The sequence below is a fragment of the Geodermatophilus sp. SYSU D00814 genome, from assembly GCF_054050055.1.
In genome coordinates, this window is record NZ_JBJGYP010000026.1 from 1 (window position 1) to 19,424 (window position 19,424).

At 77.0% G+C, this 19,424-nt stretch carries 20 protein-coding genes; 11 read left to right on the plus strand and 9 right to left on the minus strand.

The window, feature by feature from the left end; all coding sequences use genetic code 11:
• The 3 genes from ACI780_RS18570 to aceB all read right to left on the minus strand — a co-directional run.
• The coding region (locus ACI780_RS18570) for a SpoIIE family protein phosphatase (protein WP_457004843.1) at window positions 1-4,938 on the minus strand (4,938 nt) is incomplete at its 3' end.
• Between the two features lie 20 nt (window positions 4,939-4,958).
• A complete protein-coding gene (locus ACI780_RS18575; RefSeq protein ID WP_456871551.1) occupies window positions 4,959-6,188 on the minus strand; it encodes a DUF6986 family protein in 1,230 nt (409 codons plus the stop codon).
• Window positions 6,189-6,270: 82 nt separating this feature from the next.
• A complete protein-coding gene (gene aceB, locus ACI780_RS18580; protein WP_456871552.1) occupies window positions 6,271-7,842 on the minus strand; it encodes a malate synthase A in 1,572 nt (523 codons plus the stop codon).
• A 45-nt stretch (window positions 7,843-7,887) separates the two neighbouring features.
• Here aceB and uraD point away from each other — a divergent pair, with 45 nt between their 5' ends.
• The 5 genes from uraD (at window position 7,888) to ACI780_RS18605 (ending at window position 10,658) form a co-directional block, all read left to right on the plus strand.
• A complete protein-coding gene (gene uraD, locus ACI780_RS18585) occupies window positions 7,888-8,385 on the plus strand; it encodes a 2-oxo-4-hydroxy-4-carboxy-5-ureidoimidazoline decarboxylase (protein WP_456871553.1) in 498 nt (165 codons plus the stop codon).
• A gap of 73 nt (window positions 8,386-8,458) precedes the next feature.
• Window positions 8,459-8,776, plus strand: a complete 318-nt coding sequence (gene uraH / locus ACI780_RS18590; RefSeq protein WP_456871554.1) for a hydroxyisourate hydrolase — start codon at window positions 8,459-8,461, stop codon at window positions 8,774-8,776.
• 48 nt (window positions 8,777-8,824) lie between these two features.
• On the plus strand, window positions 8,825-9,730 hold the full coding sequence (gene pucL / locus ACI780_RS18595; protein WP_456871555.1) for a factor-independent urate hydroxylase: 906 nt from the start codon (window positions 8,825-8,827) through the stop codon (window positions 9,728-9,730).
• A gap of 49 nt (window positions 9,731-9,779) precedes the next feature.
• Window positions 9,780-10,115: an AbrB/MazE/SpoVT family DNA-binding domain-containing protein gene (locus tag ACI780_RS18600; protein WP_457004847.1), complete on the plus strand. Its 336-nt coding sequence runs from the start codon at window positions 9,780-9,782 to the stop codon at window positions 10,113-10,115.
• 48 nt (window positions 10,116-10,163) lie between these two features.
• Window positions 10,164-10,658: a phosphoribosyltransferase gene (locus tag ACI780_RS18605; protein WP_456871557.1), complete on the plus strand. Its 495-nt coding sequence runs from the start codon at window positions 10,164-10,166 to the stop codon at window positions 10,656-10,658.
• Window positions 10,659-10,673: 15 nt separating this feature from the next.
• Here ACI780_RS18605 and ACI780_RS18610 read toward each other — a convergent pair whose 3' ends face one another.
• The 3 genes from ACI780_RS18610 to ACI780_RS18620 all read right to left on the minus strand — a co-directional run bounded on the left by ACI780_RS18610 (window position 10,674) and on the right by ACI780_RS18620 (window position 13,854).
• Complete coding sequence (locus tag ACI780_RS18610; RefSeq protein WP_457004849.1) at window positions 10,674-11,756, minus strand: class I SAM-dependent methyltransferase; 1,083 nt, start codon at window positions 11,754-11,756, stop codon at window positions 10,674-10,676.
• 71 nt (window positions 11,757-11,827) lie between these two features.
• Window positions 11,828-12,943 (minus strand): class I SAM-dependent methyltransferase, encoded by a 1,116-nt coding sequence (locus ACI780_RS18615; protein WP_457004851.1) that lies wholly within the window; start codon window positions 12,941-12,943, stop codon window positions 11,828-11,830.
• Window positions 12,940-13,854 (minus strand): haloalkane dehalogenase, encoded by a 915-nt coding sequence (locus tag ACI780_RS18620; RefSeq protein ID WP_456871560.1) that lies wholly within the window; start codon window positions 13,852-13,854, stop codon window positions 12,940-12,942. The genes ACI780_RS18615 and ACI780_RS18620 overlap by 4 nt, the downstream gene beginning before the upstream one ends.
• A 143-nt stretch (window positions 13,855-13,997) precedes the next feature.
• Between ACI780_RS18620 and ACI780_RS18625 the strand changes: the two genes are divergently transcribed.
• Genes ACI780_RS18625 through ACI780_RS18645 form a run of 5 tightly spaced genes read left to right on the plus strand, consistent with a single transcriptional unit; the run spans window position 13,998 to window position 16,674 of the window.
• Complete coding sequence (locus tag ACI780_RS18625) at window positions 13,998-15,017, plus strand: NADP-dependent oxidoreductase (protein WP_457004854.1); 1,020 nt, start codon at window positions 13,998-14,000, stop codon at window positions 15,015-15,017.
• A gap of 40 nt (window positions 15,018-15,057) precedes the next feature.
• The gene (locus ACI780_RS18630; RefSeq protein WP_456871562.1) at window positions 15,058-15,261 is read left to right on the plus strand and encodes a hypothetical protein; all 204 of its coding nucleotides are present in this window, start codon (window positions 15,058-15,060) and stop codon (window positions 15,259-15,261) included.
• Window positions 15,258-15,956 (plus strand): alpha/beta hydrolase, encoded by a 699-nt coding sequence (locus ACI780_RS18635; RefSeq protein WP_457004856.1) that lies wholly within the window; start codon window positions 15,258-15,260, stop codon window positions 15,954-15,956. Before ACI780_RS18630 ends, ACI780_RS18635 begins: the two co-directional genes overlap by 4 nt.
• Window positions 15,957-15,985: 29 nt before the next feature.
• Window positions 15,986-16,384, plus strand: a complete 399-nt coding sequence (locus tag ACI780_RS18640) for a DUF1622 domain-containing protein (protein ID WP_457004858.1) — start codon at window positions 15,986-15,988, stop codon at window positions 16,382-16,384.
• Window positions 16,381-16,674: a DUF1622 domain-containing protein gene (locus ACI780_RS18645; protein ID WP_456871565.1), complete on the plus strand. Its 294-nt coding sequence runs from the start codon at window positions 16,381-16,383 to the stop codon at window positions 16,672-16,674. Before ACI780_RS18640 ends, ACI780_RS18645 begins: the two co-directional genes overlap by 4 nt.
• Here ACI780_RS18645 and ACI780_RS18650 read toward each other — a convergent pair.
• Both ACI780_RS18650 and ACI780_RS18655 read right to left on the minus strand, forming a co-directional pair.
• Window positions 16,653-17,675, minus strand: a complete 1,023-nt coding sequence (locus tag ACI780_RS18650) for a 1-aminocyclopropane-1-carboxylate deaminase (RefSeq protein WP_456871566.1) — start codon at window positions 17,673-17,675, stop codon at window positions 16,653-16,655. The two genes, ACI780_RS18645 and ACI780_RS18650, sit on opposite strands and share 22 nt — an antisense overlap.
• Window positions 17,659-18,324 (minus strand): GntR family transcriptional regulator, encoded by a 666-nt coding sequence (locus ACI780_RS18655; protein ID WP_456871567.1) that lies wholly within the window; start codon window positions 18,322-18,324, stop codon window positions 17,659-17,661. Before ACI780_RS18655 ends, ACI780_RS18650 begins: the two co-directional genes overlap by 17 nt.
• A 116-nt stretch (window positions 18,325-18,440) precedes the next feature.
• Here ACI780_RS18655 and ACI780_RS18660 point away from each other — a divergent pair, with 116 nt between their 5' ends.
• Entirely contained in the window at window positions 18,441-18,875 is a 435-nt protein-coding gene (locus ACI780_RS18660) for a rhodanese-like domain-containing protein (protein WP_456871568.1), read from the plus strand.
• On the opposite strand, the gene ACI780_RS18665 is transcribed toward ACI780_RS18660, so the two are convergent.
• Window positions 18,859-19,422 carry a GNAT family N-acetyltransferase gene (locus tag ACI780_RS18665; RefSeq protein WP_457004861.1) on the minus strand — a complete coding sequence of 188 codons (564 nt, stop codon included), beginning with the start codon at window positions 19,420-19,422 and terminating at the stop codon, window positions 18,859-18,861. The genes ACI780_RS18660 and ACI780_RS18665 overlap by 17 nt on opposite strands.
• Window positions 19,423-19,424 lie beyond the last annotated feature (2 nt).

The window sequence follows — 19,424 nt, forward strand, 5'->3', positions numbered from 1 at the left end:
CGCGGTGTCGACCACCACCCGCGCCCCGGCGGGGAGCACCTCCAGCACCACCACCGCCCCCTCCGCCAGCCCCCCCCGCCCGCGGGTGGTGGCGGGGGCGCCCGCCCCACGCACCTCCAGCCGCAGCTCGTCGGGCTCCCGGTGCACGGTCAGCCGCGCGGGCTCGCCGGCGGAGACACCGGTCCGCACGCGGACCGGGTGGCCGTCGGGTCCCGGCCCGGGGGGGACGAACCGGAAGCGCACCGTCGTCCCGGAGCCGGCGACGCCGTCGCCGTCGGGGGTGCGGGCCACCTCGACGTCGGTGGCCAGCGCCGAGATCAGCTCCAGGCCGCGGCCGCGGTGGCCCCGGTCGGCCGGCGCCGGGCGCCAGACGCCCTCGTCGCGGACGCAGACGTCGACGCTGCCGTCGGCGGTCCGCTCGAGGCGGTACTCGCAGCGGCCCTCGCCGCCGTTGCCGGCGTAGGCGTGCTCGACGGCGTTGGCCAGCGCCTCGCCGAGGGCCAGCTGCAGGTCGTCGACGCTGTCCTCGGGCAGTCCCGCGTCGGCCGCCCACGCCGAGACGGCCCGCCGGACGCCGCGCAGCCGGGCAGGGTCGGCCGGGAGCCGCTCGTGCAGCGGCGGGGGCGTCACCCGGACGGCGATCACCGCGACGTCGTCGGGCAGGGCGTTCTCGTCGAGCACCTCGGCCAGCAGGTCGCGGGTCAGCCGGTCCGGAGCGGACGGGGCCAGCCGCTCGGCGGCGCGGGCGACCCGCTGCAGGCCGGCGTCCAGCGGCTCGCCGCGGCGCTCCACCAGGCCGTCGGTGTAGAGCAGCAGCGTGGTCCCGGGCGCGACCGCGGCGCGGCTCCCGGTGTAGGGCGGCCGGTCGGGGACGCCGAGCACCGTGCCGGCGCCGTCGTCGAGGAAGGTGACGCCGTCCGCGCCGAGCAGCATCGGCGGCGGGTGCCCGGCCAGGGCGTAGTCCACGGTGCCGGCCCGCCAGTCCAGCACCAGGCAGGCCGCGGTCGAGGCCAGCGCCCCCGGCAGCCGCGAGGCGAACCGGTCCAGCAGCTCCAATGCCTGCGCGGGCGGGCAACCCTGCAGCAGCGCAGCCGACAGCGCGCTGCGCAGCTGCCCCATGACGGCGGCCGCGGAGGGCCCCTGGCCGACGACGTCGCCGACGGCGATCCCCACCCGGCCCTCGCCGAGCTCCACGACGTCGTACCAGTCACCGCCGGCGGAGGTGCCCGCGGCGCCGGGCAGGTACTGCGCGGCCAGGGCCAGCCGCTCCAGCTGCGGCAGCCGCTGGGGCAGCAGGCTCAGCTGCAGCGTCTGGGCGATGCCCTGCTCGGCGCGGTACAGGCGCGCCCGGTCGAGCGCCTGGGCGCTCTGCTCGACGATCGCCAGCAGCATGCTGCGCTCGGCCGGCCCGAAGGCGCGCGGGTGCGGGAACCCGGCACCGACGACGCCCACCACGCGGCCGGCCACCAGCAGCGGCAGCGCCACGGTGGAGGCCAGCCCGAAGCGGGACAGCGTCTCGGCCTGCCCGCCCTCGAGGCCGCCGTCCCGGCCGGGCCAGTCCGCCAGCCGCTCCACCCACAGCGGCCGGCGCTCGACCACCGCGCGGGTCACCGCCAGCGGCGCCGACAGCGGCAGCTCCGCGAAGTGCCGGCGACCCTCGGGGTCGTCACCGGTGAGCGCCAGCAGCCGCAGCCCGCGGCCGGTGTCGTCGAGCTCGTAGACGCCGGCCCGGCAGTCGTCGCCGACCAGGGTGACCAGGTGGCCGGCGGTGGCGCGGGCCACCTCCTCGGGCGTGGTGGCCGCCGACAGCTCGGCGGTCGCCCGCTGCAGCAGCCGCAGCCGCCGGGCGGCGGCCCGCTCGTCGGCGAGCAGCAGCGCGTTGTCCAGCGCCAGGGCGGCGCGGGCGGCGATGTCCTCGACGAGGGCGCGGTCGTCCTCGTGGAACGGCGGGGCGTCGTCGCCGCGGCCCAGCGCCAGCACCGCGCGGACCTGCCCGCGCACCGACAGCGGGACGAGCAGCGCCGAGCGCAGGTCGAGCCGGACGCCGCCGTCGCCGGGGCCCGACAGGTGCCGGCGCAGCACCGACGCACCGCTGGTGAGCACCGCCAGGCCGAGGCCGCCGTGGGCGTCGAGGCCGGCGAGCAGGTCGCGGTTGCCGCCGTCGACCCCCGCCCACCCGGCGTAGCGCAGCCGGCCGTCCTCGCCGACCACCCGGACGGTGCAGGAGTCGGCCAGCCGCCGGTCGACCACCAGCCGGGCCAGCGCGGCCAGCTGCGCGTCGGTCTCGGTCTCCCGGTCCAGCGCCGTGCCGACCTCGGCGAGCAGGGTCTGCCGCTCGGTCTCCTGGTAGCGGGCATTGATGTCGGTGCAGCTGCCCACCCAGCCGCCCGGGCCGCCGCTGCCCCCGATCGGCACGGCCCGCTCGAGCAGCCAGTGGAAGGCGCCGTCGGCCCGGCGCAGCCGGAACTCGACCTCCCACCCCTCGCCGCGCGCGGTCGCCTCGGTGACGGCGGCGACGTAGCGCTCGTGGTCCCGCGGGTGCAGCCCCTCGCGCCAGCCGTCGCCGCGCTCGGCGGAGACCGGACGGCCGGTGAAGCCGGTCCAGGCGGCGTTGAGGAACAGCCGCCGGCCCTCGGCGTCGGCGACCCAGATGAGCGCCGGGGCGAGGTCGGCCATCGCGGTGAACCGCTCCTCGGCCTCCCGGCGGGCGCGGCCCAGCTGCAGGTGGGCGTCGACGCGGGCCAGCAGCTCCTGCGCCGAGAACGGCTTGACCAGGTAGTCGTCGGCACCGGCGGCCAGCCCCTCGACGGCGGCCTCCTGGCCGGCCCGGGCCGACAGCAGCACGACCGGGACCCGGGAGGTGCGCGCGTCGGCCCGCAGGGCGCCGAGCAGCTGCAGGCCGTCGAGGCCCGGCATCATCACGTCGCTGACGATCAGGTCCGGCGGGTCGGCCAGCGCCGCCTCGAGCGCCGCGCGGCCGTCGGAGACCGCCTGCACCTCGTGCGCCGGGGCCAGCAGGCGACCGACGTAGTCGCGCATGTCGGCGTTGTCGTCGGCGACCAGGACCCGGCCGGCGCGGGCCCCTGCCGCCGGGGGCGGGGGCTCCTCGCCGGACCCCGGCAGCCAGCGCAGCGCCTCGGTCACGAACGGCGTCGCCGAGGCCGAGACCGCCGGTGCCTCCGGCGCCGGAGGGGCGAGCCGGTCGGCGGGCAGGTGCGCGGAGCCCAGCGGCAGGGCGACGGTGAAGGTGGTGCCGACGTCGGGGGCGCTGTCGACCGCGACGTCGCCGCCGTGCAGCCCGACCAGCTCGCGCACCATCGCCAGGCCGATGCCGCTGCCCTCGCCGGAGCGGGCGCGGGCGCCGGAGACGCGGGTGAACCGCTCGAACAGCCGCGGCAGCTCGGCCGCGGGGATGCCGGTGCCGGTGTCGGCGACGGTGAGCACGGCGCGGCCGTCGGCCTCCCGCAGCCGGACGGTGATGCCCCCGGTGAAGGTGAACTTCAGCGCGTTGGACAGCAGGTTGAGGACGACCTTCTCCCACATGTCCCGGTCGATGTGCACCGGCTCGGGCAGCGGCGGGCAGTCGACGGTCAGGGTGAGGCCGGCGCGCTCGACCGCCGAGCGGAAGACGCTGGCCAGCTCGCCGGTGACCGCGGACAGGTCGACCGGCTCGAACCGCGCGTCGATGCGGCCGGCCTGCAGGCGGGAGAAGTCGAGCAGGGTGTTGACCAGCTTCTGCAGGCGCAGGGCGTTGCGCTCGACCACCTCGAGCTCCTGCGCCACCCGGGGGTCGGCGGCGGCCACCGTCGAGGCCCGCAGCTCCGCGACCGGGCCCATGATCAGCGTCAGCGGGGTCCGGAACTCGTGGCTGACGTTGCTGAAGAAGTCGGTCTTGGCGCGGTCGAGCTCGGCGAGGGCCTCCGCGCGGCGCCGCTCGGCCTCGTAGCTGCCGGCGTTGGCCAGGCCCGAGGCGATCTGGTTGGCGACCAGCTCGAGGAAGCCGCGGTAGGCGTCGTCGAGCCGCCGGTGCGGGTTGAGACCGACGACGAGGAAGCCGGCCACCGCCGCGCTGCCCGAGGCCGGGGCCGACGCGATCGGCACCAGCAGAGCCTCCTCGGGCGGGCGGTGCCAGGCGCCGGTCGGCAGGTCGGCGAAGCGGGTGCCCAGGTCGCCGACCAGCGCCTCCTCGCCGGCGCGCAGCCGGCCCACCGGCCACACCGGGTCGGCCGCCCCGGCGGGGAGGAGCACCGGCGCCGCCTGGTCGCCCGGCTCCAGGCCGGTCGTCGTCCCCAGCCGCGCGGAGCCGTCCTCCTCGACCAGGTAGGTGGCGCTGAAGGGCAGGTCGGCGGGGTTGCGGGCGAGCTGCGCGCGGACGGCGGCCATCACGTCGGCCTCGGTGCGGGTCGCGGCCACCGCCGTCGCGAGGTCGCGCAGGGAGGCCATGCGCCGCTCGGCGAGCACCCGGTCGGTGTTCTCGGTGACGACGCACAGCATCCCGGCGGTGCGGCCGTCGTCGTCGGCGACCGGGCTGTAGGAGAAGGTGTGGTAGGTCTCCTCCGGGTAGCCGCTGCGCTCGAGGAAGAGCAGCAGGTCCTCGTCCCAGGTGGCCACGCCGGTCGCGAGCACCGACTCGATCCGCGGGCCGATGTCGTCCCAGATCTCCGACCACATCTCCCGGGCCGGCCGGCCCAGGGCCCACGGGTGCTTCCCCTGCAGCGTGTCCCGCTGGTAGGCGTCGTTGTAGAAGGCGGTCAGCTCCGGGCCGTAGGCGGCCCACATGGAGAAGCGCGAGGTCAGGACGATCCGGACCAGGTTGCGCAGCGCGGTCGGCCACCGCTCGGGAGGGCCGACGGGGGTGCCGCCCCAGTCCCGGGCGGCCATCTCCCGGCCGACCTCACCGCCACCGGTGAAGAGCGAGCCGGGCGCGTCCCGTGTCACCGCGCCACCACGCCCGCAGCCTAGGCGCTGGCGGTCGGGGCCGCGTGGCTGCGCCCGGAGAGCGCGTCGAGGGTCACCCGGTCGAGTCCGGTCGCGGTGGTGACCTCGGCGTCGTCGAGCGCGCCGCAGTCCAGCCCGCGCAGCACCACGCCGGCCAGGGCGCGCGCGGTGGCCGGCTCGTCGAGGACACCGGCGTCGGCCCGCTCGACGTAGGCCGACAGCCGCGCCGCGGCCGCCGGCAGGGCGCCGCGGAAGAACGCGCAGGTCGCCAGGTGGCGGGTGACCAGCTGCGCCGGGTGCAGGTCCCAGCCCTGGTAGAAGCCGCGCTCGAGCGCCCGGCGGACCAGTCCGGCGTGCACCCGCCAGCCGGCGTGCACCTGCTCGCGCGGGCCGACCGGGAGGACGTTGGTGGAGCCGTCGACCGCCCGGGCGCCGGTGCCCGCGACGGCGACCTGCACCAGCTGCTTGGCGAGGTCGAGCGCGGGGTGGTCGGAGGACTGGTGCGCCGCGGCGATGCCCAGGGCGGCGCTGTAGTCGTAGGTGCCGTGGTGCAGGCCGGTCAGCCGCGGGCCGGCCGCGTGCACCATGCGGGCGAGGGTCACCGCGCCGTCGTCGCCGAGCACCGCCTGCGGGGTCTCCACCTGCAGCTCGAGGTCGAGCGCGACGCCGTGCGCGGCCTCCAGCGCGTCGAGCACGGGGAGGAAGGCGCGCACCTGCTCGACGGCGGTCACCTTCGGGAGGGTGACAGTGGCGCGGGCCCCGGCGGGCAGGCCGCCGAGGAAGAGGTCGAGGGAGCGCACGCCGCGGCGCCGGGTCGGCCCCTCCAGCGACTTCGCCCGGATGCCGACCGACGGCGGCGCGCCGCCCGAGGCCAGGTCGGCGGCCACCGCCTCCGCCGCGCGCACGACGTCGCCGTCCTCGGCGTCGGGCCGGCCGCGGTAGCCGTCCTCGGCGTCGACCCGCAGGTCCTCGACCGGCTCGGCGGCGAGCTTGGCGCGCACCCGGGGCAGCACCTCGTCGAGCAGCGCCGCCGGGTACCCGAGGTCGGGCAGGCCGTGCTCGTCGAGCGCGGCCAGCGCCGCGGCGCCCCACGCGGCGGCCAGGCCCGGGACGACGGCGTCGGCCGGGACGTAGCAGGTGTGCACCGGCTGCCGGCCGGGCCGCTCGCCCGGGTACGCGGCGGCGCGGGCGGCGTCGACCGGGGCGAGCCGCCGGTCGAGCTCGGCGTAGACGCTCTCGCTCAGGGTCACGCGTTCACTCCGATGGCTCGTCGGCCTCGGTGCAGGGGCCCGCCGCGAGTTCGCGAGCGGCGGGGGCACCGAGGTCCTTCGTCTAGGAGATCAGCTCGTAGGCGGGGAGGGTGAGGAAGTCGGGGAAGTCCTCGGCGAGGGCGACCTGCTCGAACAGCCGGCGGGCGTCGTCGAGGCGCGGCAGCCCGCCGATGCCGGCGACCTCCTCGGCGACGACGCGGCGCACCAGCTCCTCCGTCACCGTCTCGCCGGTGTCGAGCACGACGCCGGCGTGCACCCACTGCCACACCTGCGAGCGGCTGATCTCGGCGGTGGCGGCGTCCTCCATGAGTCCGTGGATGCCGACGGCGCCGTTGCCCCCCAGCCACGCGGCCAGGTAGCGGATCGCCACCTCGACGTTGGCCCGCAGCCCGGCGAGGGTCCGTCCGCCGGGGACGCCGGCGACGTCGAGCAGCTGCGCGGCGGTGACCGCCACCTCGGGGCGCTGCCGGTCGAGCTGGTTGGGCCGGTCGCCGAGGACGGCGTCGAAGGCCGCGCGGCAGACCGGCACCAGGTCGGGGTGGGCCACCCAGGACCCGTCGAACCCGTCCCCGGCCTCGCGGGTCTTGTCCTCGCGCACCTTCGCCAGCGCCCGCTCGTTGGCCTCGGCGTCGGTGCGGCTGGGGATGGCCGCGGCCATGCCGCCGATCGCCGTGGCGCCGCGGCGGTGGCAGACGGCGACGAGCTGGTCGGTGTAGGCCCGCATCATGGGCGCGGTCATGGTCACCGCCGCCCGGTCGGGCAGCACGAAGTCGGGGCCGGCCTCGCGGAAGACCTTGATGACGCTGAACAGGTAGTCCCAGCGCCCGGCGTTGAGGCCGGCGGCGTGGCTGCCCAGCGCGTGCAGCATCTCCTCCATCTCGAACGCCGCCGGGATGGTCTCGATGAGCATCGTGGCGCGGATCGACCCCCCGGGGATCCCGAGCGCCTGCTCGGCGGCGTCGAACACGACCCGCCACAGCCCGGCCTCCAGGTGCCCCTCCAGCTTCGGCAGGTAGAGGTAGGGCCCGCTGCCGCGGGCGAGCTGCTCGGCGGCGTTGTGGAACAGGTACAGCCCGGCGTCGACCAGGGCGCCGACGGCCGGCTCGCCGTCGACGAGCACGTGCCGCTCGGGCAGGTGCCAGCCGCGGGGGCGGGGCACGATCGTGGGCAGGTCGCCGTCCTCCCGCAGCCGGTACTCCCGGCCCTCGGGGGTGGTGAACGCGAGCTGCCGGCGGACGGCGTCGCGCAGCACGACCTGCCCGGTGACGACGTTGCGCCAGTGCGGGGTGTTGGCGTCCTCGAGGTCGGCCAGCCACACGTCGGCACCGCAGTTGAGCGCGTTGACCGCCATCTTGGGCTCGGTCGGGCCGGTGATCTCGACGCGGCGGTCGACCAGGCCGGGCGGCGGTGGGGGCACCCGCCAGTCACCGTCGCGGACGTCGGCGGTCTCCGGGCGGAAGTCCAGCCACCGGGCGGCGGCGATCTCGGCGCGGCGGGTGGCGCGGGCGACGAGCAGGGCGTCGCGCTGCGGGCCGAAGCGCCGCTGCAGGTCGGCGACGAACTCCAGCGCCTCCGGGGTGAGCACCTCGGCGGACCGCTCGACCTCCGGGCCCTCCACGCGCACGTCGCTCACCGCTCGTCCCCTCTGCCGGCCCGGGTGGGCTGCCATCCTGTCACCGTGTCCCGCCTCGCCGAGTTCAACGACGAGCCCGCCGACGCCGCCGTCGAGGCGCTGCGCGGCTGCAACGCCGCGCCCCGCTTCGCCGCCGGGCTGGTGGCCGGCCGGCCCTTCCCCGACGTCGAGACGCTGGTCCGCCGGGCCGGGGAGGTGGCCCGCGGGCTGCCGTGGGACGAGGTCGCGCTCGCGCTGGCCGCACACCCGCGGATCGGCGACCGGGTGGAGGGCTCCTCGGCCGAGGCGCGGGCCTCCCGCCGCGAGCAGGGCTCGATGGGCGGGGCCGACGAGGACACCCGCGCCGCGATCGTCGAGGGCAACCGCGCCTACGAGGAGCGGTTCGGGCACGTCTACCTGATCCGGGCCGCGGGCCGCTCCCCCGCGGAGATGCTCGGGGAGCTGCGTCGGCGGCTGGGCAACGACGCCGACGCCGAGCGGGCCGAGGTGGTCGAGCAGCTCGCGCAGATCACCGAGCTGCGGGTGCGGGAGCTGGTCTCGTGAGCGAGCTCGCGAGCTCACGCAGGGGCAGGGCAGTGCCACGAACGCGACCGACGAGCGCCGGCGAGGAGGACGCGTGAGCGTCTCCACCCACGTGCTCGACGCCGTCGCCGGACGGCCGGCCGCCGGCATCGCCGTCCAGCTGTACGCGGGCGACGAGCTGCTCGCCGTCGGGATCACCGACGACGACGGCCGCTGCCGGCTCACCGAGGAGGCGACCGTCGCCGGCCCGCACCGGCTGGTGTTCGCCACGGGGGCCTGGTTCGAGGTCCGCGGCGTCGCGGCGTTCTGGCCGGAGGTGACGCTGACCTTCGCCGTCACCGAGCCCGCCGCCCACCACCACGTGCCGCTGCTGCTCTCACCGTTCGCGTACTCGACCTACCGCGGGTCCTGACCACCCGACGTTCCACGTGCAACAGCGCCGGTGCGGCAGGCTGGGGCCATGGCGATCGTGCTCGGACCGAACCAGTACGGGAAGGCGGAGGTCCGCGTCGTCGCGGTCGACCGCAGCGGCCCCCGCCACGACCTGGTCGACCTGGACGTGAGCACCGCCCTGCGCGGGGACTTCACCGCCGCGCACACCGCCGGGGACAACGCGCACGTGCTGACCACCGACGCGCAGAAGAACACCGTCTTCGCCTTCGCCCGCGACGGCGTCGGCTCCCCCGAGGCGTTCGGCCTGCGGCTGGCCCGCCACCTCGCCGGCTCCTACGACTGGATCACCGGCGCCCGGGTGGCGGTCGAGTCCTACGGCTGGGAGCGGATCGCCGTCGGTGGCCGGCCGCACCCGCACGCCTTCCGCCGGCCCGGCGGCGAGGTGCGGACGGCGGTGGTCACGGTCGACGGCGCCGACGCGCACGTGCTGGCGGGGCTGTCCGACCTCGTCGTCCTCAAGACCACCGGCTCGGAGTTCCACGGCTTCCCCCGGGACCGGTACACGACGCTGGCCGAGACCCGCGACCGGGTGCTGGCCACCGCGGTGACCGCCCGCTGGCGCTACACCTCGCCGGACCTCGACTGGGACGCGCTGTTCGACGGGGTCCGCACCGTGCTGCTGGAGACCTTCGCGGCCACCCACTCCCTGGCGCTGCAGCAGACGCTGTACGCGATGGGCGAGGCGGTGCTGCGGCGGTTCCCCGACGTCGCCGAGGTCCGGATGTCGATGCCCAACCGGCACCACTTCCTGCAGGACCTGTCGGCGTACGGGCTGTCGAACACCCCCGGCGAGGACGACACGCTCGTCTACCACGCCGACGACCGCCCCTACGGGCTCATCGAGGGCACCGTGCTGCGCGACGACGTCCCGGCCGCCGAGGTGGCGTGGCTGGGGACGCCGGGCTTCTGCTGAGGGATCCGGAGTCGTGGGACGTCAAGACCGGTCGCGGCACGATGACCTCGTGGATGCCACGGTGGTGCTCGGCCAGCAGGGTCGTCTGGTGATCCCGGCCGAGGCGCGTGCCGCGCTCGGGCTCGTGCCGGGGCAACGGCTGCACCTGCGGACCGAGGGGAGCCGGCTGGTGCTCGAACGACCCGGGGACGCGGTCTCCGAGCTGCGCGGACTGGCAGCCGGGGTGCTGGGGACGGTCAACCTGGCGGAGGTCGTCGACGAGCTCGTCGGCGCCGGCGCGGCGGTCCCGCGGGCGCGGCCTCTGCTGCTGTCGGCCGAGGTGCTCACCGCCGACCGCGCCGGGGCGGAGCTGGACCTCCCGCTCCGGGTCCGGCTGATCCGGTAGGTGGGCCCGGGCGGGATCCGGGTCAGCGCTCCTGGCACGATCGGCGGCGTGCCCGACGAGCGCGAGGTCCTGACCTACGAGCAGTTCGGCACCGCCGCCCGGGACCTGGCCCGGCAGGTCGCCGACGACGGCTTCGAGCCCGACCTGATCCTGTCCATCGCCCGCGGCGGGCTGTTCCTCGGCGGCGCGCTGGGCTACGCCCTCGACGTCAAGAACACGTTCGTGATGAACGTCGAGTTCTACACCGGCGTCGACGAGCGGCTGGACCTGCCGGTGGTGCTGCCGCCGACGCTGGACCAGGTCGACATCACCGGCGCCAACGTGCTCGTCGCCGACGACGTCGCCGACACCGGCAAGACCCTCGAGCTGGTCCGCGACTTCTGCGCCGGCTACGTCGCCGCGGTGCGGACGGCGGTCGTCTACGAGAAGCCGCGCTCGCTGGTCACCTGCGACTACGTGTGGCGCCGCACCGACGCCTGGATCGACTTCCCCTGGTCGTCGGAGCCGCCGGTGCGCCGGCGCAGCCACCGCCCCCCGCACTGAGCCGGCGCCGGACCCTCAGTCGGTCCGGAGCCGGTAGAACCGGAAGAAGTCGTGGTCCACGGGCAGCACGTCGACACCGGCGAAGCCCGCGTCACGGGCGTAGCGGGCCAGCGTGTCCGGCCGCATGACCGTCCCGGTGCCGGCCGAGGGGCGGGTCGAGAGCCCGTCGGGCAGGCAGCAGGTCAGGCTGTAGCCGTACATCAGCCGGTCGACGTCGGAGCCCGGCGCGGTGAAGGCCTCGGCCACCCGCTCGTCGACGACCAGCACCGTGCCGCCGGGCGCGACCAGCCCGCGCACGGCCGAGAGCACCCCCACCGGGTCGGCCAGGTCGTGCACGCACTCGACCGCCGTCACCAGGTCGTAGCCGCCGGCCCGGTCCCGCAGCCCGGCGACGTCGGCGACCGTGAACGACACCCGGTCGGCCACGCCGGCCTCGGCGGCGGCGGCGCGGGCCCGCTCCACCGACGGCGCGTCGACGTCGAAGCCGTCCACCCGCGCGGCCGGGTAGGCGGCCGCGATGCCGATCGAGGACCAGCCCAGCCCGCACCCGACGTCGGCGACCCGCCCGCCGGCGCGCAGCGCCGCGTCGACCTCGGGCAGCGCGGGCAGCACCTCCGCGCCCAGCGCCCCGGTGAGGAACGGCCGGTTGGCCGCCGCCTGCGCCTCCCGGGCGTCGGGCCCCATCTGCGCCCAGCCCAGTCCCGAGCCCTCCCGGTAGACCTCCGCCAGACGGGGGACGTTGCGGACGAAGGCCATGGCCGCCCAGGCCAGCGGGGCGGTGTAGAGCGGGTCGAGCTCGTCGACCAGCACGCTGCGGTACCCCGGCGGCAGCGAGTAGCGGCGCTGCTCCGGCCCGGCGGCCGCGTCGTCGACGGCGAGGTAGCCCGCGACCGCCTGCTGCTCGAGCCACTCGCGCGCGTAGCGGGCGTCGGTGCCGGTGCGCTCGGCGAGCTGCGCGGCGGTCGCCGGCGCGCCGTCGAGCGCGCGATACCAGCCGAGCCGGCGGCCGAGCTCGACCGCGGCCACCTCGAAGGTGCCGGTCACGGACGCGACGAGCCGCTCGGACAGCGCCTCGGGCCCGGGGAGGGACGTCGTCATGCCGCCGCACAGTGGCCCGGCCGGGCCGGCGGCGGAAGGGGCGTCGTCCCCCTCCGGCGTGCCCGCGCCGGTCAGCGGCGGGTGGACACGCTCACGGTGAACCGGCGGTCGTGCGCCGCCGCCCGCGTCGGCCCGACCAGGCGCCGCAGCGCCGCCCGGTGCGGCAGCCGGTTGTTCCAGACCGCCCACAGCTCCCCGCCGGGGCGCAGCACCCGCGCGGCCGCGGCGAAGAGCCGGTCGGCCGCGGCGGTGACGACGGCGGCGCCGAGGTGGAACGGCGGGTTGCACACGACGAGGTCGGCGCTCGCGTCGGGCAGGCCCGCGGCGGCGTCGTCGCGGGTGACCCGGACCCGGCCGAGCCCCGCGCGGTCCAGCGTCGCGCGCGCGGAGGCCACCGCAGCAGCGGACTGGTCGGTGGCGGTGACGGCCAGCTCCGGCCGCGACCGAGCGAGGACGGCGGCCAGCACGCCGGTGCCGCAGCCGAGGTCCACCGCCGTCCGCGCGCCGGGGGCGGCGCCGGCCAGCGCGGTCGCCAGCAGCCGGGTGCCGTCGTCGACGCGGGTGCCGGCGAAGGCGGCGCCGTGGGCGCAGACGTCGAGGTCGAGGGCGCCGTCGTGCCGGCAGCGGGGGAAGCTCGGCGCGACCCCGGGACGCGGGTCGCGGGCGACGAGCACGCGGGACTTCTGCCGCGCCAGCGTCGCCGTGACGTCGGTGAACCCGGTGCGCAGCACGTCGTTCATGCCGAGCGTCATGTGCTTGACCCGGCCGCCGACGAGCACCACGACGTCGGGTGCGGCCACGGCGGCGGCCAGCTCGGTGAGCTCGCGCAGCGCGTCGAGGGCCTTGGGCGCCTGGGCGAGGACCAGCGTGGCGCCGTCGAGGAGCTCCGCCGTCAGCGGCAGCGGGCGGTAGCCGCCGGCCAGGCCGGTGCGCTCGGCGTTGCGGGCCAGCGCCTGCTCGCCGACCAGCAGGTCCTGGTGCACCCGCACGTCGGTGGCGCCGGACGCCAGCGCGCCCAGGGTGAGCGCCCCGTGGGAGTCGTCGACGACCACGACCCGGCCGGGGCCGGCCAGCGCCCCGGCCGCGGTGTCGAGCAGCAGCCGGTCGGTGGCGTCGACGGCGACGAGGTCGGGCGCCTCGACGTCGGGGTCGCGGCGCAGGAGGGCGAGGACCTCCTCGCGGTTCACCGGGGTGTGGCCGCGACGAGGGCGGCCACCACCCGGCCGAGCTCGGCACCCACGTCCTCCTGCAGGAAGTGCCCGCCGCCGGCCAGCGTGGTGTGCGCCCTCCCCCGCGCGCCGGGCACGACCTGCTGGAACACCCGGTCGGCGCCGGCGGTGATGGGGTCGGAGTCGGAGAACGCGGTGAGGAACGGCCGGTCGAAGCGGGCGAGGACCTGCCAGGCGGCCCGGTTGGCGGCCGCGGCGGGGTCGTCGGGCGTCGTCGGCACCAGGGCGGGGAAGGCGCGGGCGCCGGCCTTGGACGCCTCGTCGGGGAAGGGCGCGTCGTAGGCGGCGACCACCTCGGGCGGCAGGTCGGTGACCGTGCCGTTGGCGACGATGCGGCCGACGTCGAACGCCCGGGCCGTCGCGGCGAACCGCTGCCAGGCGAGGAACGCCTCGCTCATCGGGGTGTCCCCGGTGGGCAGGCCGGTGTTGGCGACGACGACCCGGGCGAACCGGTCGGGGTGCTCGGCGACCAGCCGCAGCCCGATCAGCCCGCCCCAGTCCTGGCCGACCAGCGTGACGTCGGTCAGGCCGAGCCGGTCGAACAGCGCCTGCCGGACCCACTCGACGTGCGCCGCGTAGCTGTAGGCGGCCGGGTCGGTGGGCTTGTCGGAGCGGCCGAAGCCGACCAGGTCGGGGGCGACCACGCGCAGCCCGGCGGCGGTGAGCTCGCCGATGACGTGCCGCCAGAGGAAGGACCAGGACGGCTCGCCGTGCAGCAGCACCACGACCTCGCCGTCGGCCGGCCCGGTGTCGACCACCGCGACCCGCAGGTCCGTCCCGTCCCCGGCGTCGACGGGAACGTGGATCGGCGGGTACGGGAAGCCGGGCAGCGCGGCGAAGCGCTCCTCGGGCGTGCGGACGACGTCCATGCGGCCCTCCAGGCATAGGAAGCTCTGCGCACGTCCAGCGGCGCGAGACGTGGGTAGAGCTTCCTATGCCTTGCAGGTCCCCGAGCGGGACACGGCAGGATCGCCGGTGCACCCGCCCTCCGACGACCCCCAGGGAGCCTCCCGTGCCGATCCCCGCCCGCGAGTGGCACCTGGCCGCCCGTCCCCACGGCGCGCCGACCCCGGAGGACTTCCGGCTGGTCGAGGTCGAGCACCCCGACCCCGCCGAGGGGCAGGTGGTCGTGCGGATGGTCGCGATGTCGGTCGACCCCTACATGCGTGGCCGGATGCGGCTGGGCCCCTCCTACGCCGCGCCCTGGGAGGTCGGTGAGGTGATGCGGGGCGGGGCGGTCGGCCGCGTCGTCGAGTCCCGCTCCCCCGACGTCCCCGAGGGGGCGCTGGTGCTCACCGACGCCGCCTGGCGCGACGTCGCCGTCCTCGACGCCCGGCACGTCCGGCAGCTGCCGGCCACCGGCCTGCCGCTGACCTGGTCGCTGGGCATCCTCGGCATGCCCGGCCTGACCGCCTACGCCGGGCTGTTCCGGGTGGGCGCCTTCCGCGAGGGCGACGCGGTGTTCGTCTCCGGCGCCGCGGGGGCGGTGGGCAGCGCCGTCGGCCAGTTCGCCCGGCTGCGCGGCGCCTCGGCCGTGGTGGGCAGCGCCGGCAGCCCGGAGAAGGTCGCCTGGCTGCGGGAGATCGGCTTCACCGCCGCCTTCGACTACCACGACGGGCCGGTCCGGGACTCACTCGCGCAGGCCGCGCCCGACGGCGTCGACGTCTTCTTCGACAACGTCGGCGGCGAGCACCTCGACGCCGCGCTCGGCGCGCTGCACGTGCACGGCCGGGCGGTCATCTGCGGCTCGATCTCGAACTACAACGCCACCGAGACGGTCCCCGGGCCGAAGAACTTCAGCTCCCTGATGATCTCCAAGCGGCTGGCGGTCACCGGCCTGCTCGTGAGCGACCACACCGACCTGCACGGCGAGTTCACCGAGACGGTGTCGGGGTGGATCCGCTCCGGCGGGCTCGTCGTCCGCGAGACCGTCTACGAGGGCCTGGACAACGCCGTGCCCGCCTTCCTGGACCTCCTCGCGGGGGCCAACACCGGGAAGATGGTGGTGCGGCTCGCACCGGACCCCGACTGACCGGCGGTTGCCGGTCCCCGGCCCCGGGAAGGGCCCAGGCATGTGGCTGTTCCTCACCCGCCGGCTGCGGGTCTGGCTGATCCTGACCGTGCTCGTGCCGCTGGCCACCGGGCTGCTGCGCCGGGTCGGCCGCACGCTGGAGCGGCGCGGCGGCCCGACGCGGGTCAGCCGCGCGCTGCTGCAGGCCGGTGACCTGGGCGACCGCGCCCGCGACCGGCTGCGCGGTGGCCGACGGCGCCGGTGACCACCGCCGAACGGGTCCCCGCCCTCGACCACACCCCGGCGACCGCGCCCACCCGCGCGGTCGCCGTCTTCGCGCACGGCGGCACCGTGGCCAGCGTCGAGCCGCCGCGGGAGCGGGCGCTGTCGCTGGTGCGGATGCGGGCGATCCAGGAGTCGGTGTCGGCGGCCGCGGCCGGCCGCGGGGTGGAGACCTACCTGGTCCGCTACCGCGTGGCCGGGTGGAACGGGCCGGCCGCCGACGCCCACGCCGACGTCCGGTGGGCGCTGGACCGGGTGCGCGAGCGGCACGGCGACGTCCCGGTCGTCCTGGTCGGGCACTCGATGGGCGGCCGGGCGGTGCTGCGGGCCGGCGACGACCCGTCGGTGGCCGCCGTCTGCGGCCTGGCGCCGTGGACGCCGCCGGGTGAGCCGGTCGGTCACCTGCGCGGGCGCCCCGTCGTCCTCGCGCACGGCCGCGGCGACCGCTGGGTGCCCGCCCGGCTGTCGGAGGACTTCGCGGTGCGCGCGCACCGCGCCGGTGCGCGGGTCGCCCGGTTCACGCTGCCCGGCGGCCACGGCATGCTGCGCCGGGTCGGCGCCTGGCACGGGCTGGTCCGCGACGTCGTGCTGGCCGGCTCCGGCCTCGCACCCTGGCGCGACGACGTGCTGGCCGCGTTCGACGCCCCGCCGCCCGGGGGCCTGGCCGTCGCGTGGTGAGACCCCCGCCGTCCGGGTAGGGGCGGCGCGTGGAGGAGCTGCTCGCCGAGGTGGTCGGCGTGATGGTCACCGTCGTCGAGGCGTGCGGAGCCGTGGTCATCGTCGTCGGCGCGGTGTGGGCCTTCATCCGGTTCGTGACGGTCGGGCTGCGCCGCCAGGGGACGTCGGCCTTCGTCCCCGTCCGGCTCACCCTCGGCCGCTTCCTCGCGCTCGGACTGGAGTTCCAGCTGGCCAGCGACGTGCTGCGGACGGCGGTCGCACCCAGCTTCCGCGAGCTCGGCCAGCTCGCCGCCGTGGCCGCCATCCGGACGGCGCTGAACTACTTCCTGTCCAAGGAGATCGCCGAGGAGCGGCGGCAGGTGGCCGAGGAGACCGGCGCAGCGGTTCCGGACCCGGCGTCCGCCGAGCACCGCGGACGGGGCGTGTGACCTCGCTCGGGCCGCTGCCCGGGCTGCTGGCCGCCGGCGTCGGTGCGATGGCGCTGGTCGCCGGGGCGGTGACCCTGGCCAGCACCCGGCGCCCCGCGCTGGCCCTCGGCGTCTTCCTGGACCTGTTGCTCGCGGCCGGGCTGCTGCGGCTGGCCGCCGAGCCGACCTGGACGTCCCTGGGCACCGCCGCGGCGGTGGTGCTGCTGCGGCGGGTGGTCGGCGCCGGGCTGCGGGCCGGTGGCCGGTCGCTGTCCCCGCCGCCCCCCGCTCAGGAGAACAGCGCGCTGTAGCCGTTGAGCGCGGGCTGGCCGCCCAGGTGGGCGTAGAGCACCGTCGACGACGGGTCGATCTCGCGGCGGCCGACCAGGTCGATCGTCGCGGCCATCGACTTCCCCTCGTACACCGGGTCGGTGACCATGCCCTCGGTGCGGGCGGCGGTCTCCATCGCGCGGATCGTCGTCGCGTCGGGGATGCCGTAGACGCCGGCGTGGTAGCGCTCGTCGAGCTCGACGTCGTCGAGGGTGAGCTCGCGCCGCACGCCGATGGCCCGCGCCGTCCGCTGGGCGATGCGCAGCACCTGGTCGCGGGTCTCGGCGGGCCTGGCGGAGGCGTCGATCCCGAGCACCCGCCGCGACCGGCCGCCCTGCTCCTCCAGCAGCGCGAAGCCAGCGACCATGCCGGCCTGCGTGGACCCGGTGACCGAACAGACGACGACGGTGTCGAAGAAGACGCCGAGCTCGGCCTCCTGCTGCGCGACCTCCAGCGCCCAGTTCGCGAAGCCGTGCCCACCCAGCGGGTGGTCGCTGGCGCCGGCCGGGATCGCGTAGGGCTTGCCGCCGCGGGCCTCGATCTCGGCGAGCGCGGTCTCCCAGCTCTCCTTGAAGCCGATGCCGAAGCCGGCCTTGACCAGCCGGACGTCCGCACCGGCCAGCCGGCTGACCAGGATGTTGCCGACCTTGTCGTAGACGGCGTCGGGCCAGTCCACCCAGCTCTCCTGCACCAGCACGCACGACAGCCCGACGTGCGCGGCGACCGCGGCCACCTGCCGCGTGTGGTTGCTCTGCACGCCGCCGATGGAGACGAGGGTGTCGCAGCCCTGCGCCAGCGCGTCGGCGACGAGGTACTCGAGCTTGCGGGTCTTGTTGCCGCCGTAGGCGATGCCGGAGTTGCAGTCCTCCCGCTTGGCCCAGACCGCGGCGCCGCCGAGGTGCCCGGTCAGCCGGTCGAGCCGGTGCACCGGCGAGGGGCCGAACAGCAGCGGGGTGCGGGGGAAGTCAGCCAGGGTCGACATCGGTCTCCTCCAGTTCGGACAGCAGCGCCGTCCAGATCTCGGTGGTGGTGGCGACGGCGGCGTCGACGTCGTCGTGGGCGCAGGCGGTGACCAGGCGGTCGTGCAGGTCGACGGACTCCCGGCCGTGCGCCGCGGCGAACCGGGCCCGCTCGAGCCGGCGGATCGCGGGCGTGAAGCGCTCGGCGGTCGCCGTCAGCGCGGTGTTGCCGGCCCGGTCGAGCAGCACGGCGTGGAACTCGTCGTCGGCGGCCAGCGCGGCGTCGACGTCACCGTCCCGGACCGCCGCGGCGAACCGCTGGTTGGCCGCGCGCATGCGGGCGACGTCGTCGGCGGTCACCCGGCCGGCCGCCTCGCGGGCGGCCAGCTCGTGCATCGCCCGGACGACGACGGCGGCGTCGCGCACCTGCCGCGGGCGCAGCGGCGTGACGCGGGTGTGGCTCTGCGGCTTGGCCTCGACCAGCCCCTCGTCGACCAGCCGGGCCAGCGCGGCACGGACGGGGGCGACCGACAGGCCCAGGCGGGCGGCGAGGTCGGCGTCCTTCACGACCGCGCCGGGGGCGAGCGCGCCGCTGACGATCGCCGTCCGGATGCGGTCCAGCGCCTGGTCGCGCAGCAGCACCCGGCCGACGGGAACGAGGGGCGCGGTCACAACTGACATCTCAGATGTCAGAGGCGCCGCCGTCAAGGGTCACAGGCACCTCCGTTGCGGTCGGTGGCAGTCGCGGGTCTCGTCCTGGCCCCCGCGCGCACCGCACGATCGGCGCCGTGGACTGGACCACCGACCCGGCCGACGCCGCCGCCCACTTCGCCTCCCGGCTCACCGTCGAGACCGACGTCAGCGACGTGCACGCCGCGGTGCGGTCCGGCGCGCCCGGCTTCGTGCTGCTCGACAGCCGCAGCCGCGCGGCGTGGGACCAGGGCCACGTACCCGGCGCGGTGCACCTGCCCGGGCGGGAGGTCGCCGCCCGCGCCGCCGCCGAGCTGGACCGGTCCGTCCCGGTCGTCACCTACTGCTGGGGGCCGGGCTGCAACGGCGCCACCCGCGCCGCGCTCGCGCTGGCGCTGCTCGGCTTCCGCGTGCGGGAGATGATCGGCGGCTTCGAGTACTGGGCGCGCGAGGGCCTGCCGGTGGAGACCGCGGCCGGCCTCACCCGCCCCGCCGCCGACCCGCTGACCGCGCCGGTCAGCTGTGGGTGCTGAGGTCGGGCACGTCGTCGTCGGACAGCCGCGCCCACAGCACCTCGTCGCGCCGGACGCCGTCGGCGTAGCGGTGGGAGCGGCGCAGCCGGCCCTCCCGGGTGAAGCCCGCCTTCTCCGCCACCCGGCCGGAGGCGGGGTTGTCCACGGCGTGCACAAGCTCGACCCGGTCGATCGACAGGACGGCGAAGCCGAAGCGGACGGCGGCGTCGACGGCGCGCGAGGCCACCCCGCGGCCACGGGCGGCGGGCACGGTCCAGTAGCCGACCCCGGCGTCGCCCTGCGCGGGGTCGACGGCGTGCAGGGCGACCGAGCCGACGAGCTCGCCGGTGGCGGCGTCGACCACGGCCCAGGCGGCCGTCGTCGGGGAGCGGCCGGCCCGCCGGGCCACCCACTCGACGGCGTCCTCGTCGGTGGCGACCCGGCCGGGGTTGGAGAACAGGTCGGTGGCCGGGTCGGTGAGCGCGGCGCGGACGGCGGGCGCGTCGCCGGGCCGCCACGGGCGCAGCAGCACCGGCCCGGCGGGGATCTCGGGGAGGGCGTCGGGCACGA